This is a genomic window from Devosia sp. P3_B2 (genome assembly GCF_056402875.1).
The window spans coordinates 151,154-173,721 of sequence record NZ_JBFUGO010000002.1 but is presented as its reverse complement, the minus strand read 5'-3'; the positions used below and the strand labels follow the sequence as shown (position 1 = coordinate 173,721).

The following is a 22,568-nucleotide window of genomic DNA, read 5'->3' as shown; positions in this document are numbered from 1 at the left end:
CCCGCCGTTACTCCTTGATCAACGGAGCCACGAGAATGTTGCAATACGCTCTGCTTTTTCTGGTCATCGCGATCGTCGCCGGCGTGCTCGGCTTTGGTGGAATCGCTGGGACCGCCTCGGGCATCGCACAGATTCTGTTCTTCCTGTTCCTCGCCTTCCTGGTGGTCTCGCTGATCATCGGCCTGTTCCGGCGCGCTTCGTAATACCAGACGCAGAACTCGGGCCGTCCCAGCCGGGTCCGCGGTTCGAGGTGGCGGCGGCTCCATCCGAGTGGATGGAGCCGCTAGCTCCATGGGCACAAGAACGGGCCCCGAAGCGGGTCAAGGGGGCACAAAAAAGGCCCCGCCGAAGCGGGGCCAAGTGAGGCAACTCGTTCTCAGTGCAGGCGGTTGAACCAGTCATCCACCTCGCGCTCGGCGTCTTCCTGCACCTTGCCGTAGCGCTCCTGGATTTTGCCGGCGAGTTGCTTGCGGCTGCCTTTGATGATGTCGAGGTCACTGTCGGTCAGCTTGCCCCACTGCGTCTGGACCTTGCCCTTGAACTGCTCCCAGTTGCCTTCCATCTGGTTCCAATTCATCGCTAGTCTCCCTTTCTCAGGTGTTGAGGAAAGGAGCCGCCGTCTCGGTGGGCTCCTGGAAAAAGAACGCCTCGCGAGGGTGTCGGTTCCGCAAAAGCCTTGCCAGCCGGCGTTGCTTTGGGTTTTGTGCGAGCGATGCAGAACCCGCTCGCCCCACCCGTCGTCGAGATCGCCGATCTTCACAAGTCCTACGGCCCGCTCGAGGTGCTCAAAGGCGTGTCGATGACCGCCCGCCAGGGGGAGGTGGTGGCTCTGATCGGCTCCTCCGGTTCCGGCAAATCGACGCTGCTGCGCTGCATCAACATGCTCGAAGTGCCCGAGAGCGGCACGGTACGGGTCGGCGGCGAGGAGATTGCCCTGACCGGCAAGCCGCCGCATCGCAAGCCCGCCGACGAGCAGCAGATCCGCCGCATCCGCTCCGAGCTGGGCATGGTCTTCCAGTCGTTCAACCTGTGGAGCCACATGTCGGTGCTCGGCAACGTCATGGAAGCGCCGCTCCGGGTGCAGAAGCGCGACCGTGCCGAGGTGCATGCCGAGGCGCTGGAAATGCTGGCCAAGGTCGGCATCCGCGACAAGGCGGAGAACTATCCCAGCCAGCTCTCCGGCGGCCAGCAGCAGCGCGCCGCGATTGCCCGGGCCCTGTGCATCAACCCCAAGGTGATGCTGTTCGACGAGCCGACCTCGGCGCTCGACCCCGAGCTCGAAGTCGAAGTGCTGCGGGTGATCAAGCTGCTGGCTGACGAAGGGCGGACGATGATCCTCGTTACCCACGACATGCAGTTCGCCAAGACCATCGCCGACCGGGTGATCTTCCTGCACCAGGGCAAGATCGAGGAAGAGGGCACGGTGGCCGAGGTGTTCGGCGCCACCAAGTCGACCCGGCTCAAGCAATTCCTCAGCGCGGCCGGTCACGGGTGATCCGGTCTCTGCCGCGGGTCGAGCCTGTGCAACAATCTTCTAATGATTGACCAACCGGTAAAAACCGATAGCGTTGTCGCAATGCCCGCCTCCGCAAGGCGGCGCGACCAATCAGCCGGGGGTTGGACCGGCAAAGAAAAGCCGGCATCAGCCCGGCGACAGGAGAGACAATGAAGAAGTTCGTCATCGCGGCAGCGGCGGCTATCGCCATGCTCGCGACTGCAGCCAATGCCCAGGCCATTCGCATCGGTACCGAGGGGGCATACGAGCCCTGGAACTACGTCGACGCCAGCGGCAATCTCGCCGGCCTCGACATCGACGTCATGAACGAGCTGTGCAAGCGGGCTGCCCTCGAATGCACTTTCGTGCAGACGGCCTGGGACACGATCATCCCGAACCTCAACGCCGGCAACTACGACGTGATCGCTGCAGGCATGTCGATCACTGACGAGCGCAAGCAGTCGATCAACTTCACCGCCGACTATTCCCCGCCCGATCCGTCGGGCTACATGATGCTGGCGAGCAGCACCGTCGATCCCGCCAAGCTGACCGGCGTCAAGATCGGCACCCAGACCGGGACGATCCAGGCCGACTACGCGGCTGCGAACCTTGCCACCGGCAACACGCTGCTGACGTTTGATACGGCGGCCGACGCGCTGGCCGACCTGATGGCGGGCAATATCGACGTCATCCTTGCCGACAGCTCCTATATCGACGAAGCCGTCGCCAATTCGGCCAATGCGCTCAAGACCAGCGACATCACCGTGGCGATCGGTGGCGGCGTCGGCGCGGGCGTCCGCAAGGCCGACACCGAACTGCTGGCAAAACTGGATGAAGCGCTGGCTGCGGCCAAGGCCGACGGCACCATCGACGCGCTGATCACCAAGCACTTCCCGCAGCGCAAGGGCCCGTTCTACGCCAACTGATCCAAGGGCGGCGGGCCTCGGTCCGCCGCCCTCTGCTGCGCGGGAGCGCGATGACCGAATCCTTTGAGTTCTGGGCCTCCTACCTGACCAATGGCAGGCACCTGAACTGGTACGCCAGTTTCCAGTATACCGTCATCGCCGCCCTCCTGGGCGGCGCTTTTGCGTTGCTGTTTGGCGTCGCGGGCGCCGGGCTGCGCAATTCGACCGCCCGCCCGTTACAGGTGATCGGCAGCATCTACATCAACATGGTCCGCGGCGTGCCGGACGTGCTGTTCTTCATCTTCTTCCCACTCGCCTTCGAACAACTGGTCGAACTGTTCATCGCGCAGGGGGTCTGCCCGCCGGGCGAGGGAACGGCCGGCGTCTGGCCGCCCTGCCCCGCTGCCAACTGGTATCTCGGCACCGGGGAGTATTTGCTGCTCGCATCGGTATCGCTGGGCATCGTCTACGGCGCGTTCACCGCCAACGTGATCTTCGGCGCGCTGAAGAGCGTGCCGCAAGGCCAGCTCGAGGCGGCGCGGGCGTTCGGCATGTCGCGCTGGCAGGTGCTCTGGCGCGTTCATATCCGGCAGATGTGGGTCTACGCGCTGCCGGGTCTCTCCAATTGCTGGCTGCTGCTCATCAAGGCAACGTCGCTGCTGTCGCTGCTGCAGATCTCGGACATCGTGCGCGGCGCCAGCCTGCTCGGCGCGCCGAACTTCAGCCGCAGCGCCGGCGTGATCCACGGCGACTGGCGCTGGGGCTACTACCTGGCGCTGCTGCTGTTCTACATCATCGTGACGTACATCTCCGAGAAGGGCTTCGCGGCCCTGACCCGCTGGGCTTCGCGCGGCATGGCGGTGGCGGGATCGACGACATGATGGAGATGCTCGCGCCGATCTGGAACGACGTGACGGTGCTGGCGCGCGCCACGCTGTTCAACCTCTATTTCGCGTTTGCATCCATCCCGATCGGCTTCGTGCTGGCGATCCTGCTGGCCCTCGGACGCGCGTCTTCGAACAAGCTGCTCGCCCAACTTTGCGGCGGCTACATCTATGCCTTCCGCGGCTCGCCCTTCTTCATCCAGCTCTTCATGTTCTATTCGCTGGCGCTGGCATTGAATGTCACGGTGTGGAAGCCGTGGGGCGTCGACTGGTTCGTGCTCAACCCGCTGCTCCTGGGCCCGCTGATCCTCGCCATGAACACCACGGCCTATACCGCAGAGATCTTCTACGGTGCGCTGCGGGCCGTTCCCAGGGGTGAACTCGAAGCCGCTCGGGCCTATGGCATGACCCGCCTCGAGCAGTTCCGGCGAGTGACCTGGCCGCACCTTATCCGACTTGCCTGGCCGGCCTACACCAACGAGGTGGTGTTCCTGTTCCACGCCACCGCCCTGGTCTATTTCACGCTGCCGGTGATCGACGGCCAGCGCGACCTGATGAGCCAGGCGGAAGACCTGTTCGAACGCGACTACAACGCCGTGCTGCACTTCTCAGTCGCGGCGGGGTATTTTCTCGCCATCTCGCTCGCGGTTTTCTTCGTCTTCGGACTCGTATACCGCCGTCTGACGCGGCACATGCCCGGCGCGCCGCCTCCCGCCCGCTTCGGGCTCATCCGCCTGACGAGGTAAGCTCTTGAGCTTTGAACGAAAAACCGTAGCGCTGCGTGGCGATACCCCCGGCGCGACCACCGACTTCACCTACTACGTGATCGGCCCCAAGGACGCGCCGGAAAAGGTCCACCTGCAGGCGGCGCTGCATGCCGACGAGCACCCAGGCACCATGGTGCTGCACCACCTGCTGCCGATGCTGCGCCAGGCCGACGACCAAGGGCTGCTCCGCGCTCGCTTCACGGTGATGCCGCTGGTCAACCCACTGGGCATGGCGACGTTCTCGCTGCGCCGGCATATCGGCCGCTACGACGCCAACACCGGCATCAACTTCAACCGCCGCTGGCCCGACCTGTTCGCGGCGATCCGCTCTCAGCTCAATGGCCGGCTCTCGGATGACGAGCGCTTCAACGTCAACCTGATCCGCAAAGCCGTGTCGAACTGGATCGACGCCCAGCAGCCGCGCAACGCCAACGAGCAGCTTCGCCTGTTGGTGCTGAAGGAAGCGCATGACGCCGAGTTCGTGTTCGACCTCCACTGCGACGACGACTCGCTGATCCATATCTTCACCTCGCCCGAGCTGATGCCGGAGTTGCAGGACCTCGCCGACTGGATGGGCGCCGCGGCAACGCTGACTGCGGCTGACAGCGGTGGCGGCTCGTTCGACGAGGTGCTGCCGCAGCTCTATCGCAAGGTGGCCCTCGCCAATCCCGGCAAGCCCGTGCCGATGGCCAGCGCCACCGCGACGCTGGAATATCGCGGCCAGGCCGACGTGTTCGATCATTTTGGCGCTGACGACGCGCGACGGCTCTGGGGGTTCCTCTGCGAGCGGAACCTGGTCGATGCGGATCCGGGCGGGCGCCCGGCACCGCTCTCCGAGGCGACCCCGTTCGAGGCAACCGAGATCGTGAAGGTCGATCGACCGGGACTGGTTGCTTATCGCGTCGAACTCGGCGAGCGGGTGACCAAGGGCCAGCCGGTGGCGGACCTGATCGCGCTCGACGGGCCGGAGGCGTTCATGGGCCGTACCCCGATCCTTGCCGGGACGGATGGGCTGGTGCTGTCGCGGGTTTCGGCGAAATATGCGCCGCGCGGGGCTGGTATCATGAAGATCGTCGGCAAGACGACGGTGAGCGGCCGCAAGGGCGCGTACCTGCTCGAAGACTAGCGATCGAGGAACCGAATGATCGAGCTGAGACGCCGGGACGGCGCGCTGACCCTTTATGCATCGCACGAACAGCCACCGCGGGCGATGTGGATCGTCGGCTCGGTGGTGGCGGCAGCGGCGCTGTATTTCTACCTCCAGCAGCAGATCGCCGATCCGACGATCCGGCTGGTCTCGGCGGCCATCTGCATCGCGGGGCCGATAGTCGCGACGATGGTGCTGTACCTGAGGCCGCAGGCCACAAACATCATCACCTCGTTCGACATCGCCGCGCGCCACATCCACTCGACGCAGAAGCTGGACCGCGGTAGCGACGTCGTCGTCGAAGTGGGCTTTGACGACGTGGTGGCGCTGAAGGTGAGCGAAGATAACCCCGAGCGGCCACGGAACAACGTGCTGTCGCTGCAGCTGGCCGATGGGCGGAAGGTCAAGCTGGCGATGCAGTCCCGACAGTACTCCGAGAAGGACCAGGGCCAGGACCTGCGCAAGGTCGCGGCGTTCCTCCGCACCGAGACGGGCCTGCCGGACTAGCCAGCCCAGGGCTGGCGGGTGCTGCGCAGCGTCTCGCCGGTTTTCGCGGCCTGATGCATCAGCAGCGACAGGTACTGGTCCTGCGCGCCCTCGGCATAGGAATACGGCCCCGCGCCAGCTCGCCCATCCGTTGCATCGCCACCGCAATGGCGATCTCGTCGTCCATCAGGCGGGCATTGGGATAGGGCATGGTCCACACGGTCTCATCGCCGCAGAGCATGGCTTCGAGGGCGTAGCCGAACAGGTTGCCGTAGCGGCCGGATTCAACGCGGGTGAAGGTGCGGGTCAGTGGGTGGCCGTAGACCGGCATCACCCGGGCCTCGAGGTCGGCAATCTCGCCGCGATCACCACGGATCACGACCCGGTGCGAATGGACAGGTGAGCGGTACTGCACGTCGGTGAAATCGAACAGCCCGAGCCGGTCGCCAAAATCGAACTCGCCAAGCGTCTGGGTGGTGGGGGCGAACTGCTCGGATGCGGGCCAGTTGTAGCGGCTCGGACCTTCTAGGGCACGGCTCTCAAAGACCTTGCCGCGGATGGTCGCGTCTTCGAAGCCTATGCCGAGGAAATGCCGCATCAGGCTGACGCCGTGGTAGCCGTGCGCCGCCGAGACCCGAGCGAAGCTGACATGGCCGAGCGCGCCGCCGCCGATCAGCTGCAGCCGTGACGCATGCAGCGGCTGAAACAGGTACTGCTCCGCGATGTGGAGCCGCAGCCCCTGCTCCACCAGCCGCCAGATTGCGACCATGGTTTCGACATCCAGCGCCGCCGGGGTCTCGCACAGCACAGCTAGGCCGAGGCTGTGGAGCTCGGTGAGGATCGGCAGGTGCGCCTCCGGCTTCACCGAGAGGACGACGAAATCGGGCTCGGCGGCCGCGAGTTCGGCATAGCCGGCGAACGCCGGAGCACCCCACTTCGCGCCGAACGCCGCCGCCTTGGCCTGGTCGCGCTGGACCACGCCGACCAGTTGGAACCGGTCCGGCAGCTCGCGGGCGATGCGAGTGAAGAACTCGGCGCGCCAGCCGCCGCCGATCATGCCGAAGCGGATGGGCGCCATCAGGCGTGGAGCCCGTACTCGCGATGGCCCAGCGCGATCATCACGCCGCGCAGCTCGGCAAGGCCCTTGAGCCGGCCGATGGTCGGATAGCCCGGCTGGGCGCGGCGGCCGAGGTCGTCGAGGATGTCCTGGCCGTGGTCGGGGCGCATCGGGATCTGCGCGTCCTCGCGGCCCTCGCGCTTGCGCCGGGCCTCTTCCTTGAGGATGGCGGCGATGAGCGCCACCATGTCGGTGTCCCCGCCCAGGTGCTCGGCCTCGTAGAACGAGCCGGCGATGGCAGTGCCGTCACGCTTGACGTTGCGCAGGTGGAGGAAGTGCACCTTGGGGCCAAAGTCCTCCATGATCTGCGGCAGATCGTTGTCCGGCCTGGCGCCGAACGAGCCGGAGCAGAGGGTCATGCCATTGGCAGGGCTGTCTACCGCGTCGAGGATCTGCTTGTAGTCCGCGGCCGTCGACATGATGCGCGGCAGGCCCAGCAGCGAGAACGGCGGATCGTCGGGGTGGCAGCAGAGGCGGACGCCGACCTCCTCGGCCACCGGCACAACCTCGCTGAGGAAATCGATGAAGTGCCGGCGCAGCTGATCGACCGAGATGTGGCCGTACTCGCTGAGATGGGCATGGACGTCGTCGAGCGTCATGCTCTCGGTCGAGCCCGGCAGGCCCATGGTGACGTTGCGGGCCAGCTGTTTCTGCGCCGCGGCATCGAGACTGGCGATTCGCCTGGCGGCCTCAGCGACGATCTCGGGAGAGAAGTCCTCGGAGGCGCCCGGGCGCTTCAGGATGTGGATGTCGAAAGCGGCAAAATCGTTGATGTCGAAGCGCATGCAGGTGCCGCCATGGGCAACCTGGTAGCGCAGGTCGGTGCGCGTCCAGTCGAGCACCGGCATGAAGTTGTAGCAGACCGTGCGGAGGCCCGCCGCGGCGACGTGTCGGAGGCTCTGCTTGTAGTTGGCGATCTGCTCGCGCCAATCGCCCTTCTGCTTCTTGATATCCTCGGAAACCGGCAGGCTTTCGATGACATCCCACTCGATGCCGGAGGGCGAGCCGTCCTTCTTGACGCGGATTTGCTGCTGGCGCTTGCCGATTTCCTCGGCGGTCCATATCACCCCGTTCGGCACGTGGTGCAGCGCGGTCACCACGCCTTGGGCACCAGCCTGTACGATGTCATCGATGCTTGCGAGGTCGGCCGGACCGAACCAGCGCCACGTCTGCCTCATTTGGCTTCTCCAAGCGCTTCCAACCGCGCTGACCGGTGCTAGTATGGCAGCTTGAGGGAAGTCAACATGACCATTGATTTGGAGCTGGCAAACCACCCGGGACCAGCCGGACCACGGCAGGCGACGATGGGGCTACGCGTCTACGATGCGGTGCGCGGGGCCATCGTGCAGTTGCAGCTGCGACCGGGCTACCTGCTGTCGGAGGCGGAGCTGGCGCGGCAGTTGGGCGTTTCCCGGCAGCCGGTGCGCGAGGCGTTCATCAAGTTGGCCGAGGCCGGGCTTGTCGACGTACGGCCGCAGCGCGGCACATTCGTGAAGCTGATCTCGATCCGCGAAGTGACGAACTCGCGCTTCATCCGCGAGGCCATCGAGCTGGCAGTGGTCCGCAAGGCCGCCGCAAGCATCGGGACGGCCGGCATTGCCCACCTGCGCGATATCGTCCGGGCCCAGGAGGCAGCGCTGTCCGGCGGGCTAGGCGAATTCATGCGGCTCGATGACATTTTCCACAGCGCGATTGCCGGGCATGCCGATTGCGAGCACGCGTGGCGGCACATCGAGGCGCTGAAGGCTCAGCTCGACCGGGTGCGATTCCTCGGCTTCCCCGATGTGACGCCCCGGCCGATGGTGGTCGCCCAACACGCCAAGATCGTCGACGCTCTCGAGCAGGGCGACGGCGAGGCGGCGTCCGCCATGATGTGCAAGCATCTCAACGAGATCATGCCGTCGCTGCCTCACATGGCGGAAACGCATCCGGACCTGTTTGCCGACTGACGGTTAGTCCATCGCTGCTTCGAGCAACCCGCGATAGTCCTCGGCGGTGGCGAGCCGCGGGTTCGTGGCGTGGCTGTGATCGGCCAGGGCCCGCTCGATCACCCAGGCGAAGTGGTCCTCTCGCACCCCCAGCACCCGCAGGCCAGCGGGAACGCCCAGGCGGCGGTTCAGCGCATCGAGTTCGAGCGACAGGTCGGCGGCGGGCGGAAAGCCCGTGGCGGCCTTCAGGCGGCCGAGCTTGTCGGCGATCTCAGGCGCATTGAAGCGAAGTACCGGCGGCATCAGGATGGCATTGAGCGTGCCGTGATGCAGCGAGACGTCCTTGAGCCCGCCAAGGGCGTGGCTGAGTGCGTGCACGGCGCCGAGCCCCTTCTGGAAGGCGAGCCCACCCATCAGGGCGCCCATCATCATCTCCGAGCGTGCAGCCGCGTTGCGTCCATCGCGGCAGGCATTCTCGATCTGGCGCCAGATGCGCCCTGCCCCGTCGAGCGCAATCGCCTCGGCCGGCGGATTGACCCGCGGCGAGCACAGCGTCTCGATACAGTGGCTGAGCGCATCGAGGCCGGTAGCGGCGGTGAGACCCGCCGGCAGCCCGTAGGTCAGCTCGGGGTCGCAGATCGCTCGCTTCGGGATCAGGTGAGGCGAGATGAAGCCGAGCTTGCGACCGTCTTCAAGCGTGAGCAACGCCGCCCGACCGACCTCGGCGCCGGTGCCGGCAGTGGTGGGGATGGCGATCAGCGGCGCCACGGAGGCACCGATACGGTCGACGCCGCCATAGATCACCGCGTACTGCTCGAGCGGCCCCGGATGAGTCGCGAGCAGCGCCACGCCCTTGGCGAGGTCGATCGGCGAGCCGCCGCCAATGGCGATGATGCCATCGCACCCTTCGGCGCGATATTGCTCGAGCGCGGCGATCACCGCACCCTCGGTGGGATTGGGCGGCGTATCGAGGAATACCGGTGTTTCGGCGGGCAGATGCGCCAGCGCCTCGGCGGCGAGACCGGCGGCCATTACGCCGCGATCGGCGACCAGCAGCGGCCGATTGAGCCGGAACTCCTCGACCGTGCTTGCAAGCGTTCCAAGGGCGCCCGCGCCAAACTCAATGCTCGTCAGGTAATTGATCCGCGCCATGTGCCTTATCCGTTTGCCAGTTCGATCAATACATCCGCGTGGCAAGGCGTGCCTGCCTTGCACCAGCAGGCGAGATTATGCCCCGCCAGTTCGCTGCGGATAACTTCGCGCGATGGCGGCGGGCCCGGCGACAGGGCCGGCTCGATGGTGCCGCGCAGCCACTGGCCGCAGAGGGCGACGGCCTTTTCCTGGGCGGCAGCGTGGTCGAGCCCATAGCGCCGGGCGGTGTCGTCGATGGTGAATGGGTTGCCCCACCTGCCGGGCCGCGTGATCAACTTTGCTGGCAACCCGTTCAGCGCCAGCGACGCTGCCTGCAGGTTGAAGCCGGCCTTGCGCGACAGCTGCATGCGTTGTGGCCGGGGCACGTGTGACGGCCCGGGCACGTGTGACGGCCTGGACATCAGCGGAGCTCCTTGTCGTAGACGAACTTCGGCATTTCGAGCTTCCAGACGATGGCAGCGACGCGCAGGGCGAAGCCGATGGCGATGGTGCCCAGCACGAGCAGATCATGCGGCACATCGAAGTACCTGCCCAAGTAGTAGAGCGTGCCCGAGACGATGGCGACCGTGGCGTAAAGCTCGGACGAGAACACCAGCGGCACTTCGGTGCAGAGGATATCGCGCATGATGCCGCCGACGATGCCGGTCATCATGCCGGCGACCACCACGATGATCGGCTGCTGCCCCATCTCCAGCGCCACATTGCAGCCGATGATGGTGAAGGCGGCGAGCCCAAGCGCGTCGAGCAGCAGGAAAGGCCAGCGCAGCGCGGCCATGTAGCGGGCGAGAGCGATGGTGACGAACGCCGCGGCGCAACAGATGATCAGCAGGTACGGGTTCTCGACCCAAATCAGCGGGTAGTGCCCGAGCACCAGGTCGCGCGCCGTGCCACCGCCCAGCGCCGTGACGCAGGCCAGGACGCAGACGCCGAACCAATCCATCTTCCGCCGACCGGCGGCGAGCGCCGCGGTCATCGCCTCGGCGGTGATGGCGACATAGAAGATGATTTGCAGCAGCATGGCGTCCCCCGGGGTGCTCCCCTCGGGAGACTAGAGCAGAACCAGCCACCCCAAGGCTAGTTGGCCGATTGGATGGTGACGATCTTCACGTCGAATTCGGAGCAGCTGTCGTTCATGCAGATGCCGTTCATCCAGACCTGCCCGTTGCCGAACATGATGCCGTCCGCATTGACGAGCACGGACGCCCAGGCCTGGTCGAGGATCGCCTGGCGAATCTCGTCGGTCAGGATGTTGTCGTAGTGCTCGGTGAACTGCTCCTCGTCGCTAAGCAGCATGTCTTCGCCGTCGGCCACGACCTTGATCGGATAGCTGACCCACTTGGCAAAGCCGGCGGCGTCACCGTCTCCGACAGCCTGCTGTATCGCGTCGAACGCCGCGCGATAGGCGTTGTGATCGCCGAGGACGTTGTCGACGGTAGCGTCGGTATCTGCGTCACTTTGGGCCAGCGCCGGCGCCGCCCCGAGGCAAAGCACCAGGGCGATGCTTGCGATCAATCTCAGCATGCTGCAACTCCTGTTGGAAACGGGTGGTCCGCCAAGCCATTGATAGCGCACAGTATGTGACGGGAACAGGTGGAGACCGGCCGAGATGCGCAGACCACAATCGATGAAGGGGCTCGAAGAGCTTGGCCGCGTGCGGCTGAGCCCGAACTTCTTCATGCGCGACTTCCTTCATTCCGAGATTGCCAGCTTCCACGGCATCCCGAACATTCCCGACGATCCCGATCTCGCCATCGAAGCCGGAAGGCGGCTTTGCGAGGAATGCCTCGAGCCGCTGATGGCACGCTTCGGGCGGATCTCGATCCGGTCCGCCTTTCGCTCGGTGGAGGTCAACCGCTTCGGCAACGAGCACAACCTCAATTGCGGGCGGAACGAGACCAATTTCGGCGGGCACATCTGGGACCGGCGCGACGCGCAGGGCGGCATTGGCGCGACGGCCTGCGTCATCGTCCATGCGCTGATCCCCTACTACGAGGCGACCGGCCGCTGGGAGGCGCTCGGCTGGTGGATCCACGACCACCTGCCCTATGACGAGCTCGAGTTCTACCCACGGTTCGCCGCGGTGAACATCAACTGGCGCGAGTTCCGGCGCGGCCGGATCACCTCGATGATCCCGCCACGGCGCGGGTTGCTGACCAAGCGCGGAATGGCGAACTTCGAGGGGCGGCACGACGCCGAGTATGCGGAGTGGCTGGCGGGGCTGTGACGTGCCGAAGCGCCCGACGGCCTTGGGCCTCGGGGTTTCCTGTCAGTCTCGCCGTTTCTTGCGAAAGCGGCATGGGCGGGACTTCGTCCCTGTGGCGGTCGTCCGCCGAACTGTACAAGGTTGGGACTTTCGCCCCGCCCATTGCGAACGGTCTTTTTGGCTCGATGGTGCGCAAAGCGGACGCTTCCACCAAACCCTGGCCAGGACGCCTCCCAACCAGCCCGAACCCTCCCCGCGACGCCGCGTAGCGCCTCGCATCGGGAAGGTGGGGCAAAGATAGGAGACGGGCGGAGTGCGGGGATAAGTTCTTTGCAGGCCGATAGAGACGACCCCCTCCCAACGTGCCCTCCATCGACCCCCTCTCTTGCGGTGGATGGATGACAACAACCTGACGACCCGTTACCCCTTATCGCCTCACCGGAATTTGCCCATGACCACGCATCGCTTCGTTCCCACCGAATGGCACAACGTGCTCGGCACACTCCCGCCTGCCTTCACTGTCGCGTCGGGCGACACAGTCATCACCGAGACGCTCGATGCGTGGGGGTTCGACAAGGATGGCGTGCATCGCCAGCCGGGGCCCAACCCGATGAACGGGCCGATCTTCATCGAAGGGGCCGCACCCGGCGATGCGCTGAGGGTCGAGATCGTCCGGATGACGCCGAACCGGGCCACCGGTTTCACCCGCTCGTCACTCTCCGCCAATGTTGTCGACCCTGAAGCGGTGCGGGACCTGCCGTCGCGGGAAGCCGCCTACTGGTCGATCGACCGGCAAGCCGGCACCGCGCAACTCGACCCCCCGGTGGCGGGGTTGGAGCATTTTGTGCTGCCGCTCGACCCGATGATCGGCTGCTTCGGCGTGGCACCGAGCATGGGCCAGGCCTTCTCCACCGCCACCAGCGCCGAGAACGGCGGCAACATGGATTGTCGCCGCTTCGGCCCGGGTGCGACGGTGTGGTTCCCGATAGCCGTGGAGGGCGCACTGTTCTTCCTTGGCGATTGCCACGCCGTGCAGGGTGACGGCGAAATCGTCGGCACCGGCATCGAGACCAGCTTCGAGGTCGAGGTCCGGCTGACGGTGGAAAAGGGTCGGAAGCTGGTTTGGCCGCGCGCCGAGAACGCCGAGGATATCTTCTCGGTGGGCAATGCCCGGCCGCTCGACCAAGCGCTGCAGCACGCCACCAACGACATGTTCAACTGGCTGACCTCGGACTACGGGCTGTCGAAGACCGCTGCGAGCCACCTGATGGGCCAAGTGGTGCGCTACGACGTCGGCAACGTCTACGACCCGGCCTACACGATGATCTGCCGCATCCCCAAGAAGTGGCTGCCGGGTAAGTGACCAGGCTGCGAGACGCCGAGTGCAACGTATCGATCATCGCCGCGCGGGCGGTGCTGAAGCGCTGCGGCTTCTCGTCGGTGGGGCGGCGGCACGACCCCGAGGACGGCGAGATCCTGATGTACGCGATCAGTCGCTGATCGCCGGCCGGCCCGACCGTATTGCTACGTAGCGGCATATGCAGAGGACGGGCAGCTGGGCATGCGCTCAATTGTGCATTGCCCGCCAGCACCCGGCGGACCTACCCTCCCACTGTCGGGGACGGAATCACCGAGGAAGTCCAGTGCCTGGAGCCATTCGCGCATGAGCTCACCGCAAGCCTTGCCCTCCGATGCTGAATTTGCGGCACTGTCGGCCGCCGCCGAGGGCGTTGCACCCGATGCGCCGCCCCGCCCGATCCAGTTGCGGCCCGGTGAAAGCACGTTCGCCTTCACCCTCGACAACGACCTGGTCAAGCTGGTGACGCTGCGACTGGGTGACGCCGGGCTGGCGATAGCGGTGCGCTATGCCAGCGACGTGGTGCTCGATGAGGAGCGCCACACCATCCGGCCCGCGGCCGATCCCAGTATCGTCGCCGATGGAATGGGGCTGGTGGTGAGCTGGCGCGCGCCGCTGGTCCCCGGGCTGAGCTGGCCCATGATCAGCCGCACACGCCGCTTCTGAGATTTAGCCGCCGATCTTGCCGCCCAGCTCATCCTCGATGTGGATGCGGATGATCTCGTCAAAGCTCGACTCGGCCTTGAAGCCCAGCGAGATGGCGCGCTTGGCGTCGAAGTTGCGCGGCCAGCCGGCGACCATCGAGATGATCTTGGGATCCGGCACGTCCTTGATCAGGCTGACGGCCCTGTCGCCGGCGACGCGGCGCAGCGCCTCGATTTCTTCGCCCACCGTGGTCGAGAGGCCCGGCACCGACAGGGTGCGGCGCCAGCCGAGCTTGGTCGTATCGAGTTCGGCGGCGTGCGTGAGGAACCCGATCGCGGCGCGCGGGCTGGCGAACCAGTGACGCACGTCCTTGGACACCGGCAGCACCGCTTCCTGCCCCACCAGCGGCTCGCGCAGGATGTTCGAGAAGAACCCCGAGGCGGCGGCGTTGGGCTTGCCGGGGCGGATGGTGATGGTGGGGAGGCGAATGCCGACGCCGTCGACGAAGCCCTTGCGGGAGTAGTCGTTGAGCAGCAGCTCGCAGATGGCCTTCTGCGTGCCGTAGCTGGTGAGCGGGGTGTTGAAGAACTCATCGCCGATGGCTTCGGGGAAGGGCGCGCCGAACACTGCGATGGACGAGGTGAAGACGAGGCGCGGCAGGTAGGGCGCCTTCAGGCCTTCCTGCCGGATGGCTTCGAGCAGGAAGCGCATGCCATCCATGTTGATCCGGTAGCCCTTGTCGAAATCGGCCTCGGCTTCGCCTGAGACGATCGCGGCGAGGTGGAAGATCAGGTCCGGGCGCGAGGCGATGAGCTTCGTGGCTTCACCGGGGGCGGAGAGGTCGGACGCGATCGCCGTCACTTCGCCGGAGAAGTCGACCTTGGTCGGCTCGATGACGTCGGCGAGCGTGAACCTGCTGATGGCCTTGCCACCCACTTGCCCCGACTTGAGCAAGGCGGACGTCAGCTTGCGGCCGACCATGCCGGCCGCCCCGATGATCAGGATATGCATGGAGTCTCCTCGATTTTGGCGGGGAGATTACCGCTCGGGGCAGCACGCGCAAGGCAGCTTTTGGTTCAATCCGACTGGCCGAGCGGGCTACTGAGCAACGTAGCCGCCATCGACCAGGTGGTAGCTGCCGGTGATAAACGAGGCTTCCTTGGAGAGCAGGAACACCGTCAGCGCGGCGACCTCCTCGGCCTTGCCGAGCCGGCCAACCGGATGGAGCGACACCAGGTGGGACTTGGCGGCGGCATCGGCGCCCGCCAGGAGCGGCGTGTCGATATAGCCGGGGCCGACCGCGGTGATGCGGATGCCCTTGGTGGCATACTCGAGCGCGGCGGCCTTGGTGAGGCCGACCACGGCGTGCTTGGTGGCGACGTAGGCGGGCGAGCCCTGCGTGCCGACGGCACCGAGGATCGAGGCCATGTTGACGATGGCGCCGCCGCCCGAGGCGAGAATCGCCGGGATTTCGTAGCGCAGGCCGTAGAACACGCTGTTGAGGTTGACGTCGATGACCTTGGCCCAGCCATCGAGCGGATACTCGCCGGTGGGGGCGATTGGTCCGCCGATGCCGGCATTATTCACCGCAAGGTGCAGCCCACCGTAGGCCTTCGTCGCCGCCTCCACTGCCGCCTCAACGTCGGAAGCCTTGCCTACGTTGGCCACCACCGAGGTGACCGTGCCGCCGCCGTCGGTGATCTTCTTCGCGACGGCAGCGGCGCCGTCACCATTAAGATCGGCGACCACCACCTTGGCGCCGCCGGCGGCCAGTTGCAGGGCGACGGCCTCGCCGATGCCCGATGCGCCACCGGTGACGAGAGCGACCTTGCCAGAGAAATCGTAGGACATTTCAGTACTCCGTAGCCTCATCCTCAATGGGATGTAGGGGCTACGGAGCGGCACGGAAGGCGGCGTGTGACGAACAGTGCGTTCGAGCGTCAACAGACGGTATCGAAGCGCTCGACACATGTACGGACCACCTCGTCGCCGGGGCGCTTCCACCAGTTGTCGCGGGAAAAGATCTCGACTTCCTGGGGGCCGTGATAGCCGGCGGCTTCGATCATGGCGCGGATGGCTTTGAGGTCGATCACGCCGTCGCCCATCATGCCGCGGTCGAGCAGCATGTCGGTGGTGGGGACCAGCCAGTCGCAGATGTGGTGGGCGAAGATCCGGTTCTCGCGGCCGGCGCGGGCGATGGCGGCGGCAAGGTTTGGGTCCCACCAGACGTGGTAGACATCGATGGCGACGCCGACGCCTTCGCCGAGCTGGGCGGAGATATCGAGCGCCTGGTCGATGGTGTTCACGCAGGCCCGGTCGGCCGCATACATCGGGTGCAGCGGCTCGATGGCGAGCGGCACGCCGGAGGCACGGGCGTGCGGGAGCATCGCCGCGATGCCATCGGTGACCATCTGACGGGCGCCGGCGATGTCCTTGGACGAGCCGGGTAGGCCGCCGACGACAAGCACGAGGCAATCGGCGCCGAGCGCGGCGGCTTCGTCGATGGCGCGGAGGTTGTCGTCGATGTTTGCCTGGCGGCCGGCCTGCGTGTCGGCAGGGAACATACCGCCGCGGCAGAGGCCGGTGACGCGGAGGTTGTTGGCTTTGACGATGCGGGCGGCTTCGGCGAGGCCGACGGATGCGACCTGGTCGCGCCAGGGCGAGATGGCGGTGACGTTGTGGCGGAGGCAGTCGTCAATCATCTGCGGGAAGGTGATGCCGTTCCGCAGAGTGGCGAGGTTCATGGAGAGCTGGCGGTCGGCCATCAGGCAATCCCGTGCACGGCGAGCACGCGCTTCATCCGATCCACTGCAAGCGACGGATCCGCCAGCACACGGGCCTTGTCCGCTAACCGGAACAGCTCGCTCAAATGCTGCAGCGAGCGGGTCGATTGCTGGCCGCCGATCATCGTGAAATGATCCTGTAACCCGTTGAGATAAGCGAGGAAAACCACACCCGTCTTGTAGAATCGGGTGGGCGCCGCGAAGATGTGGCGGCTGAGCGGGACCGTGGGCTCGAGGAGCTCGAAGAACTCGTTGTCGCTACCACGGCCGAGGGCGGCGAGCGCAGCCGAGGCGGCCGGGGCGATGGCGTCGAAGATGCCGAGCAGCGCGTCGGAATGGCCCTCGGCGTCGCCGGCGATCAGCTCGGCATAGTTGAAGTCGTCGCCGGTGTACATGCGGACGCTCGCCGGCAGGCGGCGGCGCATGGCGATCTCTTTCTCCTTGCTCAGCAGGGAGATCTTGATGCCGTCGACCTTGTCGGCATGGGCGGCGATGACGTCGAGGCAGACATCCATGGCCGCTTCGTGCGTGGGCTGCCCCCAATATCCAGCGAGCGCCGGATCGAACATTTCGCCAAGCCAGTGGAGGATCACAGGCTGTTTCACCTGGCTGAGGATACGGCCGTAGACACGGACGTAGTCATCGGGCGACTTGGCGGCGACGGCGAGGGCGCGCGACGCCATCAGGATGATGCGACCCCCCTGCCCTTCGACGAAGCCGACCTGCTCTTCGTAGGCGCGGATGATGTCGTCGATGCTGACATCCGGGCCGGGCATCAGGTGGTCGGTGCCGGCGCCGTAGGCGATCAGCGCGTCCGGACGGGTGCGGGCTTCGGCCTGGGCGCGGCGGATCAGCTCCTGCGCTTCGGCCCAACCGAGACCCATGCCGCGCTGAGCGGTGTCCATGGCTTCGGCAACGCCGAGGCCGAGGTCCCACAGCCGGTGGCGGAATTTGAGCGTGGTGTCCCAGTCGATGGCGGGGCTGAGCCACGGATCGTTCGAGGCGAGCGGGTCGGCGACGACGTGCGCCGCGGCATAGGCGATGCGCGGGAAATCGCCGGCGGCGTGCTTTTCGAACGGAATCGGCGTGCCGCTCAGGCGATAGGCGGTGATGCTGCGGTCGGGGTTGGGGAGCGAGATTTCCATCTCAGATCCCCAGTGCTGGGACGTCCAGCCAGCGGCGTTCCTTCCAGCTTTGCAGCCCGAGCATCGCGAGCTGCACGCCCTTGGCGCCGGCTTCGAGGCCATAGGGCCACGGCGCGTCCTCAGCGACGTGCTTGAGGAACATCTCCCACTGCGCCTTGAAGCCGTTCTGGGCCGGCCAGTTGTCGGGCACTTCTTCCCAGTTCTGGAAGAAATCGATGGTCTGCGGCTGGTCGGGGTTCCATACCGGCTTGGGGGTGTTTACCCGGTGCTGGCTGAAGCACTTGTGGAGGCCGGCGACGGCTGAGCCGTGGGTGCCATCTACCTGGAAAGTCACGAGATCATCGCGGCGGACGCGGACGTCCCAGCTGGAATTGATGTGGGCGACGACGCCGCCGGCGAGTTGGAACGTGGCATAGGCCGCGTCATCCGCATCGGCGGTGTAGGTGTTGCCCTTCTCGTCGACGCGCGACGGAATATGCGTGGCGCCGAGGCAGCTTACCGCCTCGACTTCGCCGAAGAGGTTATCGAGCACGTAGCGCCAGTGGCAGAGCATATCGAGGATGATGCCGCCACCGTCGGCCTTCCTATAGTTCCAGCTCGGACGCTGTGCGGGCTGGCCCCAGTCGCCCTCGAACACCCAGTAGCCGAACTCGCCGCGTACCGACAGGATGCGGCCGAAGAAGCCCGCATCCTTGAGCATCTTCAGTTTCAGCAGGCCGGGGAGGAACAGCTTGTCCTGCACCACGCCATGCTTGACGCCGGAGGATTTCGCCTTCTTTGCCAATGCGATAGCGGACTCGAGGTCGTCGGAGACCGGCTTCTCGCAGTAGACGTGCTTGCCGGCGTCGATGGCGCGGCTCAGCAGCTCGGTGCGCATCTGGGTGGTGCCGGCGTCGAAGAACACTTCGTCTTCGGTGTCACCAAGCACTTCGTCGAGGTTGGTCGACCAGCGCTTGATCTGGTGCTTTTCGGCAAGCCGTTGAATCTTCTCGCGATCCCGGCCGACGATGATCGGATCGACGACCAGCCGGTCGCCGTTCGAGAGGGCGATGCCGCCCTGGTCGCGGATCGCCAGGATCGAACGCACCAGGTGCTGGTTGTAGCCCATCCGGCCGGTCACGCCATGCATGATCAGCCCCAGCCGCCGCTCGGCCATCGCAACCTCCTTGTCAGACTTGTTTGTAACTGCTTGGTTACTTAGATACACGTCGCTAGGATGGAGCGTCAAGTACGGCTGCGGGGGCTTGAACGAAAGAACGATTTTCGTTCGGTTCGAGTGCTGGTGACGAACCGGCCTGTTCAGCCCGGACAGTATAACCGCAACGGCGCGGGAGAGGATTTATGGCGAGCGACGTGGCAGCGGTGAAGGTTCGGCGGCGTACCGCCACGCCCGCGCCGGTGCGTCCGCGCGATGCCGAAAAGACCAAGGCGTCGATTCTCAAGGCGGCTCGCGACGAGTTCTGCGAGCAAGGCTTCAACGGCGCGCGGGTGGACGCAATTGCCGACCGGGCCAAGGCCAACAAGCGGCTGCTCTACCACTATTTCGGCAACAAGGAAGCGCTGTACGAGGCGGTGTTGCTGGACGCCTACCAGGAGATCCGGCGCGGCGAGCGCGAGCTGCGGATCGGCCAGTATGATCCGGTGGAAGCAATTGACCGGGTTATCCGATTCACCTTCCGCCACTTCCTAGCCAACCCCTGGTTCCCCCGCCTGCTGTCTGTGGAAAACCTACAAAATGCGAGGTTTGTCAAAAAGATAAAGAACCTCGACGAGATCCGCTCGCCCATCGTCGGCGAGTTGCACGAGATCGTAAAGCGCGGGCACGAGCAGGGCATCTTCCGCACCGATGTCGATCCGATGCAGCTCTACATCTCGATCATTTCGCTGTGCTACTTCTACGTCTCGAACATGCAGACGCTGTCGGTGGTTTTCGGCAAGGACCTCAGCCAGTTCGCGCTGATCCAGGATCGTGAAGCGCAGGCCGTGCAGATGGTGGTAGACTACCTCCGGACCCGCCGCTGAGCACTGTTCGGCAGCCCCGCTGCCCCGGCTTGCCCATAAATCCATGCAAACGACCGGCCCGAGTGCAGCAATAGTCCAACCGTAGACCATGAACTTCTGCCAGTCCCTGGCCGCTTGACAGGTCGCACGTCCCGGCCCATGGTTGTAACCAGTTAGTTATTTAGCGCCACCAAGAGCGCTGGAGGTTTCGGGACAGCGCCGCTGCCCGGAGAAGCTAGATGGGAGGAACATCGATGACTATTTCACTCGACAGACGTCAGTTTCTGATGGGAACGACGGCGCTGCTCGTCGGCGCCGGCATGTCGCCAGTGCTGGCGCAGGACACCGCGCTGCGCCTGATCTTCTGGGGTGGCCAGGCCCGCGCCGACCGCACCTATGGGGTAACGGACCTCTATGCCAAGGCCGGCGGCCCGGCGATCGAAGGCGAGTTCCTCGCCTGGAACGATTATTGGCCGAAGCTGGCGACCCAGACCGCCGGCGGCAACGCCCCCGACATCATCCAGATGGACTACCGCTACATCGTCGAATACGCCAAGCGGAACGCCATTGCCCCACTCGACGAGTTCGTTGGCGGCGCGCTGCAACTGGCCGATTTCGACCAGGACCAGCTTGACGGCGGCAAGGTCGACGGCAAGCTCTATGGCATCAGCCTCGGCGCCAACTCGGTGGCCCTGATGATCAACACGGCCGCCTTCGAGAAGGCCGGCGTGGAACTGCCCGGCCCCACCACCACCTATGACGACATCCGCAAGATGGGCGAGGCGTTCAACTCCAAGAACGTCGGCACGAAGGTGATCGGCGACGGTTCTGGCTCCGAACCGATGTACGAGAACTGGCTGCGCCAGAAGGGCAAGGCGCTCTACACCGCCGACGGCAAGCTCGCCTTCGACGAAGCAGACGCCACCGAGTGGTTCACCATGTGGAAGGGCCTCCGCGACGACGGCATCTGCGTCAGCCCGGACGACCAGGCGCTCGACACCGGTCCGCTCGAGACCACCATGCTGACGCTCGGCAAGGCGGCGGTCATCCCGTCCAACTCCAACCAGCTGGTGGCCTTCCAGGCGATCAACAAGGACAAGATCACCATCTCGAACTTCCCCCGCATCGCAGCCGATGCGCCTGGCGGCCACTACCGCAAGCCCTCGATGTTCTTCTCCATCGGCGGCACCTCGGCACAAAAGGAAGCTGCGGCGAAGTTCCTGAACTTCTTCGTCACCGACAAGGACGCGAGCCTGGTGCTTGGCGTCGAGCGCGGCATTCCGTGCTCGAAGGCCGTGCGCGAGAACCTTGCCCCGACGCTGGACGAGCAGAGCCAGATCGCGCTCAACTTCGTCTCGAACCTCGGGCCGCTGCTCGGCAAGCTGCCGCCCTCCCCGCCCGCCGCGGCAGGCGAGATCGACAGTTCGCTGTTCCGCACCCTGAGCCAGGAAGTCGCCTTCGGCGCCAAGACTCCGGAAGCCGCCGGCCCCGAGCTGGTCAAGGGCGCCACGGACATTCTGAACCGGGCGGCCTGACATTATGACCGCGCGTGCCATGGAGGCCGATACTCCCAAAGTGGAGCGCGCGGTCCAATCCTGGTGGTCGCGGGTGTGGCAGAACCACGCCCCCGGCTACCTCTTCCTCCTGCCCTGGTTCATCGGCTTTCTCTGCCTGACCATCGGGCCGATCATCACCTCGTTCTATCTCAGCTTCACCAATTTCGACCTGCTGACCGCACCGGAATGGGTGGGCGCCGACAACTACATCCGCATGTTCACCGCGGACCCGAAATTCGCCGCCTCGATGAAGGTGACGCTGTTCTTCGTGGTCTTCTCGGTGCCGCTGAAGCTGGCCTTCGCGTTGTGCGTGGCGCTCCTGCTCAATCGCGGCATGCGCGGCCTGCCGATCTATCGCGCCATGTTCTACCTGCCGAGCCTGCTCGGCGCCTCGGTCGCCATTGCCATCCTGTGGCGCCAGATCTTTTCCGGCGACGGGCTGGTCAACCAGTTCCTGCTGCTGTTCGGCATCCATGGGCCGAGCTGGATCTCCAACCCCAACTACTCGCTGTGGACGCTGATCATCCTGGCGATCTGGCAGTTCGGCTCGCCGATGATCATCTTTCTCGCCGGCCTGCGCTCGATCCCGCAGGACATGTATGAGGCGGCGAGCCTCGAGGGCGCCAGCAAGTGGCGTGTGTTCTGGAAGATCACCCTGCCGATGCTGACCCCGGTGGTGTTCTTCAACGGCATCATCCAGACCATCGAGGGCTTCAAGAGCTTCACACCGGCCTTCATCATCTCGGGCGGCACCGGCAACCCGATCAACTCGACGCTGTTCTACACGCTCTATCTCTACCAGGAGGCGTTCGGCTTCTTCCGCATGGGCTACGCCTCGGCGCTGGCCTGGGTGCTGCTGCTGATCGTCGCGATCTTCACCGCCTTCTCGTTCCTGACCAGCAAGTACTGGGTGCACTATGACGACTGATGTGCACCGGCTGACTGTGGTGACGGGCGAGGTGAGCCCGGCAAAGCTTTGGCGCAAGCGGGCGCTGAG

Annotated in this window: 27 protein-coding genes; 15 read left to right on the top strand and 12 right to left on the bottom strand. The window is 65.4% G+C overall.

Annotated features, from left to right (window positions below):
* Nucleotides 1–35 precede the first annotated feature (35 nt).
* A complete protein-coding gene (locus AC1DV8_RS03560; RefSeq protein WP_477148679.1) occupies nucleotides 36–203 on the top strand; it encodes a DUF1328 domain-containing protein in 168 nt (55 codons plus the stop codon).
* Nucleotides 204–376: 173 nt separating this feature from the next.
* On the opposite strand, the gene AC1DV8_RS03555 is transcribed toward AC1DV8_RS03560, so the two are convergent.
* Entirely contained in the window at nucleotides 377–577 is a 201-nt protein-coding gene (locus AC1DV8_RS03555; protein WP_477156512.1) for a CsbD family protein, read from the bottom strand.
* A gap of 135 nt (nucleotides 578–712) precedes the next feature.
* On the opposite strand from AC1DV8_RS03555, the gene AC1DV8_RS03550 reads away from it, so the two are divergent.
* The 6 genes from AC1DV8_RS03550 to AC1DV8_RS03525 all read left to right on the top strand — a co-directional run bounded on the left by AC1DV8_RS03550 (nucleotide 713) and on the right by AC1DV8_RS03525 (nucleotide 5,705).
* Entirely contained in the window at nucleotides 713–1,495 is a 783-nt protein-coding gene (locus tag AC1DV8_RS03550; RefSeq protein ID WP_477156511.1) for an ABC transporter ATP-binding protein, read from the top strand.
* A gap of 170 nt (nucleotides 1,496–1,665) precedes the next feature.
* Complete coding sequence (locus AC1DV8_RS03545) at nucleotides 1,666–2,421, top strand: transporter substrate-binding domain-containing protein (protein WP_477148676.1); 756 nt, start codon at nucleotides 1,666–1,668, stop codon at nucleotides 2,419–2,421.
* Nucleotides 2,422–2,471: 50 nt separating this feature from the next.
* Nucleotides 2,472–3,281 (top strand): ABC transporter permease subunit, encoded by an 810-nt coding sequence (locus tag AC1DV8_RS03540; RefSeq protein WP_477156510.1) that lies wholly within the window; start codon nucleotides 2,472–2,474, stop codon nucleotides 3,279–3,281.
* Nucleotides 3,278–4,030 carry an ABC transporter permease gene (locus AC1DV8_RS03535; protein ID WP_477156509.1) on the top strand — a complete coding sequence of 251 codons (753 nt, stop codon included), beginning with the start codon at nucleotides 3,278–3,280 and terminating at the stop codon, nucleotides 4,028–4,030. The genes AC1DV8_RS03540 and AC1DV8_RS03535 overlap by 4 nt, the downstream gene beginning before the upstream one ends.
* Before the next feature lie 4 nt (nucleotides 4,031–4,034).
* Nucleotides 4,035–5,177 carry a succinylglutamate desuccinylase/aspartoacylase family protein gene (locus AC1DV8_RS03530; protein ID WP_477156508.1) on the top strand — a complete coding sequence of 381 codons (1,143 nt, stop codon included), beginning with the start codon at nucleotides 4,035–4,037 and terminating at the stop codon, nucleotides 5,175–5,177.
* Nucleotides 5,178–5,192: 15 nt separating this feature from the next.
* A complete protein-coding gene (locus AC1DV8_RS03525; RefSeq protein WP_477156507.1) occupies nucleotides 5,193–5,705 on the top strand; it encodes a hypothetical protein in 513 nt (170 codons plus the stop codon).
* A gap of 58 nt (nucleotides 5,706–5,763) precedes the next feature.
* On the opposite strand, the gene AC1DV8_RS03520 is transcribed toward AC1DV8_RS03525, so the two are convergent.
* Both AC1DV8_RS03520 and uxuA read right to left on the bottom strand, forming a co-directional pair.
* The gene (locus AC1DV8_RS03520) at nucleotides 5,764–6,762 is read right to left on the bottom strand and encodes a Gfo/Idh/MocA family protein (RefSeq protein WP_477156506.1); all 999 of its coding nucleotides are present in this window, start codon (nucleotides 6,760–6,762) and stop codon (nucleotides 5,764–5,766) included.
* Nucleotides 6,762–7,979 carry a mannonate dehydratase gene (gene uxuA / locus AC1DV8_RS03515; RefSeq protein WP_477156505.1) on the bottom strand — a complete coding sequence of 406 codons (1,218 nt, stop codon included), beginning with the start codon at nucleotides 7,977–7,979 and terminating at the stop codon, nucleotides 6,762–6,764. The genes AC1DV8_RS03520 and uxuA overlap by 1 nt, the downstream gene beginning before the upstream one ends.
* 66 nt (nucleotides 7,980–8,045) lie before the next feature.
* Here uxuA and AC1DV8_RS03510 point away from each other — a divergent pair, with 66 nt between their 5' ends.
* Nucleotides 8,046–8,750: a GntR family transcriptional regulator gene (locus AC1DV8_RS03510; protein WP_477156504.1), complete on the top strand. Its 705-nt coding sequence runs from the start codon at nucleotides 8,046–8,048 to the stop codon at nucleotides 8,748–8,750.
* 3 nt (nucleotides 8,751–8,753) lie between these two features.
* On the opposite strand, the gene AC1DV8_RS03505 is transcribed toward AC1DV8_RS03510, so the two are convergent.
* Genes AC1DV8_RS03505 through AC1DV8_RS03490 form a run of 4 tightly spaced genes read right to left on the bottom strand, consistent with a single transcriptional unit; the run spans nucleotide 8,754 to nucleotide 11,402 of the window.
* Complete coding sequence (locus tag AC1DV8_RS03505) at nucleotides 8,754–9,881, bottom strand: iron-containing alcohol dehydrogenase (RefSeq protein ID WP_477156503.1); 1,128 nt, start codon at nucleotides 9,879–9,881, stop codon at nucleotides 8,754–8,756.
* Nucleotides 9,882–9,886: 5 nt separating this feature from the next.
* On the bottom strand, nucleotides 9,887–10,228 hold the full coding sequence (locus AC1DV8_RS03500; RefSeq protein ID WP_477148667.1) for a DUF4326 domain-containing protein: 342 nt from the start codon (nucleotides 10,226–10,228) through the stop codon (nucleotides 9,887–9,889).
* A gap of 53 nt (nucleotides 10,229–10,281) precedes the next feature.
* Nucleotides 10,282–10,899: a trimeric intracellular cation channel family protein gene (locus tag AC1DV8_RS03495; RefSeq protein ID WP_477148666.1), complete on the bottom strand. Its 618-nt coding sequence runs from the start codon at nucleotides 10,897–10,899 to the stop codon at nucleotides 10,282–10,284.
* A 56-nt stretch (nucleotides 10,900–10,955) separates the two neighbouring features.
* Nucleotides 10,956–11,402: a hypothetical protein gene (locus AC1DV8_RS03490; protein WP_477156502.1), complete on the bottom strand. Its 447-nt coding sequence runs from the start codon at nucleotides 11,400–11,402 to the stop codon at nucleotides 10,956–10,958.
* A gap of 85 nt (nucleotides 11,403–11,487) precedes the next feature.
* On the opposite strand from AC1DV8_RS03490, the gene AC1DV8_RS03485 reads away from it, so the two are divergent.
* From AC1DV8_RS03485 to AC1DV8_RS03470, 4 genes are all read left to right on the top strand, one after another.
* Nucleotides 11,488–12,105: a hypothetical protein gene (locus AC1DV8_RS03485; protein WP_477156501.1), complete on the top strand. Its 618-nt coding sequence runs from the start codon at nucleotides 11,488–11,490 to the stop codon at nucleotides 12,103–12,105.
* 430 nt (nucleotides 12,106–12,535) lie between these two features.
* Nucleotides 12,536–13,447, top strand: a complete 912-nt coding sequence (locus AC1DV8_RS03480) for an acetamidase/formamidase family protein (RefSeq protein WP_477156500.1) — start codon at nucleotides 12,536–12,538, stop codon at nucleotides 13,445–13,447.
* A complete protein-coding gene (locus AC1DV8_RS03475; protein ID WP_477156499.1) occupies nucleotides 13,444–13,584 on the top strand; it encodes a hypothetical protein in 141 nt (46 codons plus the stop codon). The genes AC1DV8_RS03480 and AC1DV8_RS03475 overlap by 4 nt, the downstream gene beginning before the upstream one ends.
* A gap of 163 nt (nucleotides 13,585–13,747) precedes the next feature.
* A complete protein-coding gene (locus tag AC1DV8_RS03470) occupies nucleotides 13,748–14,107 on the top strand; it encodes a hypothetical protein (protein ID WP_477156498.1) in 360 nt (119 codons plus the stop codon).
* Between the two features lie 3 nt (nucleotides 14,108–14,110).
* On the opposite strand, the gene denD is transcribed toward AC1DV8_RS03470, so the two are convergent.
* From denD to AC1DV8_RS03445, 5 genes are all read right to left on the bottom strand, one after another.
* Nucleotides 14,111–15,097 carry a D-erythronate dehydrogenase gene (gene denD / locus AC1DV8_RS03465; protein ID WP_477156497.1) on the bottom strand — a complete coding sequence of 329 codons (987 nt, stop codon included), beginning with the start codon at nucleotides 15,095–15,097 and terminating at the stop codon, nucleotides 14,111–14,113.
* Between the two features lie 87 nt (nucleotides 15,098–15,184).
* Complete coding sequence (locus tag AC1DV8_RS03460) at nucleotides 15,185–15,937, bottom strand: SDR family NAD(P)-dependent oxidoreductase (RefSeq protein ID WP_477156496.1); 753 nt, start codon at nucleotides 15,935–15,937, stop codon at nucleotides 15,185–15,187.
* An 89-nt stretch (nucleotides 15,938–16,026) separates the two neighbouring features.
* Complete coding sequence (locus AC1DV8_RS03455; RefSeq protein ID WP_477156495.1) at nucleotides 16,027–16,851, bottom strand: sugar phosphate isomerase/epimerase family protein; 825 nt, start codon at nucleotides 16,849–16,851, stop codon at nucleotides 16,027–16,029.
* Nucleotides 16,851–18,014: a dihydrodipicolinate synthase family protein gene (locus tag AC1DV8_RS03450; protein WP_477156494.1), complete on the bottom strand. Its 1,164-nt coding sequence runs from the start codon at nucleotides 18,012–18,014 to the stop codon at nucleotides 16,851–16,853. The genes AC1DV8_RS03455 and AC1DV8_RS03450 overlap by 1 nt, the downstream gene beginning before the upstream one ends.
* A 1-nt stretch (nucleotide 18,015) precedes the next feature.
* Nucleotides 18,016–19,170 (bottom strand): Gfo/Idh/MocA family protein, encoded by a 1,155-nt coding sequence (locus AC1DV8_RS03445; protein ID WP_477156493.1) that lies wholly within the window; start codon nucleotides 19,168–19,170, stop codon nucleotides 18,016–18,018.
* Between the two features lie 185 nt (nucleotides 19,171–19,355).
* Here AC1DV8_RS03445 and AC1DV8_RS03440 point away from each other — a divergent pair, with 185 nt between their 5' ends.
* The 3 genes from AC1DV8_RS03440 (at nucleotide 19,356) to AC1DV8_RS03430 (ending at nucleotide 22,499) form a co-directional block, all read left to right on the top strand.
* Entirely contained in the window at nucleotides 19,356–20,036 is a 681-nt protein-coding gene (locus AC1DV8_RS03440) for a TetR/AcrR family transcriptional regulator (RefSeq protein WP_477156492.1), read from the top strand.
* A gap of 233 nt (nucleotides 20,037–20,269) precedes the next feature.
* A complete protein-coding gene (locus AC1DV8_RS03435) occupies nucleotides 20,270–21,550 on the top strand; it encodes an ABC transporter substrate-binding protein (RefSeq protein ID WP_477156491.1) in 1,281 nt (426 codons plus the stop codon).
* Nucleotides 21,551–21,569: 19 nt separating this feature from the next.
* On the top strand, nucleotides 21,570–22,499 hold the full coding sequence (locus AC1DV8_RS03430; RefSeq protein ID WP_477149053.1) for a carbohydrate ABC transporter permease: 930 nt from the start codon (nucleotides 21,570–21,572) through the stop codon (nucleotides 22,497–22,499).
* Nucleotides 22,500–22,568 lie beyond the last annotated feature (69 nt).